4 protein-coding genes are annotated in these 4,267 nt (G+C 38.1%); all 4 read right to left on the bottom strand.

Annotated features, from left to right (window positions below; translation table 11 throughout):
* Positions 1-71: 71 nt before the first annotated feature.
* The 4 genes from KQI69_RS08150 to KQI69_RS08135 all read right to left on the bottom strand — a co-directional run bounded on the left by KQI69_RS08150 (position 72) and on the right by KQI69_RS08135 (position 4,017).
* Entirely contained in the window at positions 72-1,193 is a 1,122-nt protein-coding gene (locus tag KQI69_RS08150) for an aldo/keto reductase (protein ID WP_216564883.1), read from the bottom strand.
* A 45-nt stretch (positions 1,194-1,238) separates the two neighbouring features.
* Entirely contained in the window at positions 1,239-2,075 is an 837-nt protein-coding gene (locus KQI69_RS08145) for an SDR family oxidoreductase (RefSeq protein ID WP_216564882.1), read from the bottom strand.
* Positions 2,076-2,223: 148 nt separating this feature from the next.
* Positions 2,224-2,739, bottom strand: coding sequence for a flavodoxin (locus tag KQI69_RS08140; RefSeq protein ID WP_216564881.1), 516 nt, complete (start codon positions 2,737-2,739; stop codon positions 2,224-2,226).
* 591 nt (positions 2,740-3,330) lie between these two features.
* Positions 3,331-4,017, bottom strand: a complete 687-nt coding sequence (locus tag KQI69_RS08135; RefSeq protein WP_216564880.1) for a DUF6198 family protein — start codon at positions 4,015-4,017, stop codon at positions 3,331-3,333.
* Positions 4,018-4,267 lie beyond the last annotated feature (250 nt).

Below are 4,267 nucleotides of genomic sequence, written 5' to 3'. Positions count from 1 at the left end.
TGCTATCGAAAGTGCAGGCTTGTTCAATGTATCAATTATTAATTATTCGTTGTACTAGAAGTTAGGAATACTTATCTGCGTTCAAACTCGGCTGCAACATCTTTTAACAGTTCCCGTATATTCAAGTGCTGTGGACAGACTTTTTCACACTTGCCACAGCGAATACACTCACTTGCTTTTCCATTATGAACTGTATGTACCTGACCGTAATAATAATCTGCATTCCAGTCGTGGAACACCTTCTTTGCATTAAGACAAGCAAAAAGATCAGGAATTGAAATGTGTTTAGGACAGCCCTCGATACAATAACGGCATGCCGTACAAGGAATCATGTGTTTAGAATGGAATACATCTGCAACTGCCTTTACTGCCTCCATTTCCTTTTCATCCAGCGGTTTAAATTCTTTCATATAACTAAGGTTGTCTTTCATCTGTTCCAGATTACTCATACCAGAAAGAACCATCATCACACCTTCAAAACTTGCCGCAAAACGCACTGCATAGCTTGCTGTACTGCCGCCATTAAGATCGTCAAGGATCTTCTTTGCATCGTCAGGAAGATTTACAAGGTTTCCACCTTTTACAGGTTCCATGATCATCATAGGTTTATTATATTTGCGACAGACTTCATAACATTTCCTGCTCTGTACTGCCGGATCTTCGTAGTCCACATAATTAAACTGAATCTGTACTACCTCAATCTGCGGATATTCTTTTAAGATTTCCTCAAGAACCTCTGCTTTATCGTGGAAAGAAATTCCAAAATGACGAATCTTTCCCTCATCTTTTAATTCAAGTGCTGTCTCGTAAGCATTACATTCCTTAAAATGTGCAAAAATATCCTTTGACTGTGCGTGCATAAGATAAAAATCAAAATACTCTACACCGCACGCTTCAAGCTGACTTTCAAAAAATGGGCGTATGTCTTCCTGCTTATTAAAATAAGGCATTGTCAGTTTGTCTGTGAGGATATATTCCTCTCTTTTATGCCTGCTCGTGAGACATTCTTTTAATGCAAGTTCACTTTTTCCCTCAAGATATCCATGAGCTGTATCAAAATAATTAAACCCCTGCTCCAAAAATGCGTCTACCATCTTTGTAGCTTCTGCAATATCAACATCTTTTCCATTTTCAAGCATTGGAAGTCTCATACATCCAAAGCCGAAATTTTTCTTTACTTCATCAAAATACATAACAACCGTCCTCCTATATTTTCTGCTGTTAGTCCAAAAGTAAATCTACTGCTCCGGCTTTAAAGGTCCATAAAAGTAACTTGATGTTGCACCGCCATCTATAAGGAATGTTGAACCCGTAATAAATGCTCCTTTATCGCTCATAAGCAATTCTGCCACATTTGCGACTTCGTCCGCTGTTCCCGGTCTTCCCGCCGGACACTTTGCAAACATATTTTTATAAAAATCTCCACGAGGGCCGTTAAATTCATCTATTGCAAGCGGCGTCACGATAATTCCCGGTGCAATTGCATTTAATCTCGCACCACGCTTTCCCCATATAACTGACTGCGCCATCACACGCTTTTCATTACATCTATTAGCAAGCTGATATGCGTGAAGCGTGTCTTTTATGTTCTCTTTCTGTAAAATATCAAGCCTTAACAATTCCTCAGCAGGCGTTATTGCTAATGCCTCGTCTTCTGCTGCCGTAAGCTGTGGCATCCTCCATCCCGATTGACTGGATATCGTCACACCAACACCGCCTTGTGCTATTACTTTTCCGACTTCTTCCAATAAAACCGCTGTTCCGTATAAGTCAACCTTTAAAATTGACTCAATAGGAGCCTGACTTGGTGAAACGCCTGCACCATTTACAAACATCTTTATATTACCATATTCCTGTGCTTTCGCAATAAAATTTTTTATAGAATCCCTGTCTGACAGATCCATCTTGACCGGTTCTACATCAAATCCCGCATTGTTCATTGTCTCTGCGATAATCTTTGCATTCTGAATGTTTTTGTCACCCATAACAATTTTCTTACCGTATCCCATTCTTCTTGCAATAGCCATTGAAATCTGTCCCGCACCCGTTACTATCATTACATCTTTTTTACTCATATTTTTTCTCCTTATCATAACTCTTATTTGCAAACATAATCTTTCTATTTTTACAAACCCTCAGTCTTCTTGACTTTCCCATACAATATTTTTACATTTGCACAACTATAACCTGATTAACTTTTCCATGCAATATTTTTATAACCACTTATATACTCTTTTTCGCCCATTCCGTTACAGCTTTTTCTGACTGTGCGGCATCTGCACCATGAATTGCAATGCCTGTTCCAAAAGATGCACCTTTACATATCTTTTTAAGGTCACGCTCGCAACTTCCAAGTCCGCTTCCCTCATGCGTCATAAGTGCCATTACCTTTTTTCCCGAAAAATCAAGTTTTTCAAGCTGTGTAAAGACTGCAACAGGATAAGTTCCCCACCAGCAAGGGCCACATACAAATATATTTTCATACAAATCAATATTATCAAGATACTTCTTTAATTCAGGGCGGGCATTTTCATTCAGTTCCTTTTTTGCCTCCTCAGTACATTTATTATAATCCTTTGAATAATCATCGACTGTTTCAATCTCAAAAAGGTCACCGCCGACTGCTTTCTGAATAAATTCCGCACATATCTCCGTGTTTCCTTTTTTCAGGTCAACAATTTTTCCGTTTACATAATTTTCGCCTTTTCTTGAGTAGTATATTATTAAATTCTGTGCCATAACTGCCTCCTTGATTTGTTTATCAGGCAATTGCAAAATTAGTTACATGTTTATGTTAACTTCGCAAATGCTTGTTGTTTTATTTTTTGTCTGAATTAAGGATAATATATGAGCAGATGACAATCAATTCTTTATACTTTAGTTATTGATTAGTTTTGCTTATCGGTTTTCCTACGGACGCTATGAAAGGGAGCATTATTCTACGCTCATGGACGCTTTCGCTCAAAGAACTGCGTAACGGTACATAAGCGGGCATAACACGCCCGCTAAGTACCGACGCAGTTCAAACGCCATTCGGTCGGAATAATACTCCCTTTCACGGCTGTTTACGATAAATTTATAAAAGTCAAGCAGATATTCGCGATCCGCTCCCCGACGTCATTTAGCCGAAAATCAACAGGGCAACACACTACCTGCTACCTGCTCATAACAGAATAAGCTTGTACCCTCCTGATACAAAGAAATCCCCACCCACCACTTATTGCTTTGTGCAATAGAAACGGGTGACTCCCTTGATAACGTTAAAAAACACATACCTATTTGTAACAAACAAAGTATGTGTTTCATTTTTACTATATTTATATTTCACCTTTAGCAGACCTCTGTCCCTGTTTCTACATCCGGTTCTTTATGCAGTACCGATACAAATGTCATTTTCTTGTCTATAAGTTTTCCTGCGATGGCTACGCCTTTTCCCATTGTAAATGCGGCTACTACTGTTCCTATTCCGAGTCCGAGAATTTTTCCGAGTGCAAAGTATGTCAGGCACGCTGTTACAAACAGACAGGTTACATCAAATGTAATCTTTACTCTTGAATACGGTTTGTTTATTATCTCTGACAAGTCTCTCGGAAACAAATCTGTTGGGATTATCGGCAGTTTACAGCGGTTCGATAATGCGATTCCAAAACAGAGTATTATGTAACTTAACACAAAGTAAAATATTCTGAGCGGAATTGACAATGGAAGTTTTGTTATCCACAATTCATGTATATCCATCAGTTCTCCAAATAAAAAGCCTGCCACAAAACTGAACAGATACGATGGAACAAATCTCTTTTTCAAAACCATAAGTGTTATTACAAGAAGTCCCTGAAATATGTATGTCCATGTTCCAAGTGATAATTTTGGAAATACCTCACTAAATGCGTACGGCACACTTGATATTGCCGATATTCCGGAACCCGATTGCAGCATAAGCAATACGCCCATGCTGTTTATTATGATTGCCAGAATAAGTGCTGCCTCTCCTCTAAGTATAAGTCTTTTGTCTTTCATTTCTTACATCTCTTTTCTTTTTTATTGGATTTTTTCCGCATGAAATTATAGTCCTTTTTTTAGAAGATGGCAAGTGGCTTACGTAATTTTTAATCCAACCAATTATCATTTATCAAACCATAACACGATAAATCCCCTGCCGCTTACGAAACAAACAATAATGCAAATCACTGCTCGTTCTCCATCTTAAACCTATGTTACCAATTTCATTTATCATTATATAAAAACATATAAAACAAATAATAAAATT

It is taken from the genome of Eubacterium sp. MSJ-13 (assembly GCF_018918235.1).
GTDB lineage: Bacteria > Bacillota > Clostridia > Lachnospirales > Lachnospiraceae > Butyribacter.
Note: the sequence above shows the minus strand (reverse complement) of the source record. Positions and strands in the feature narration are given on the sequence as shown.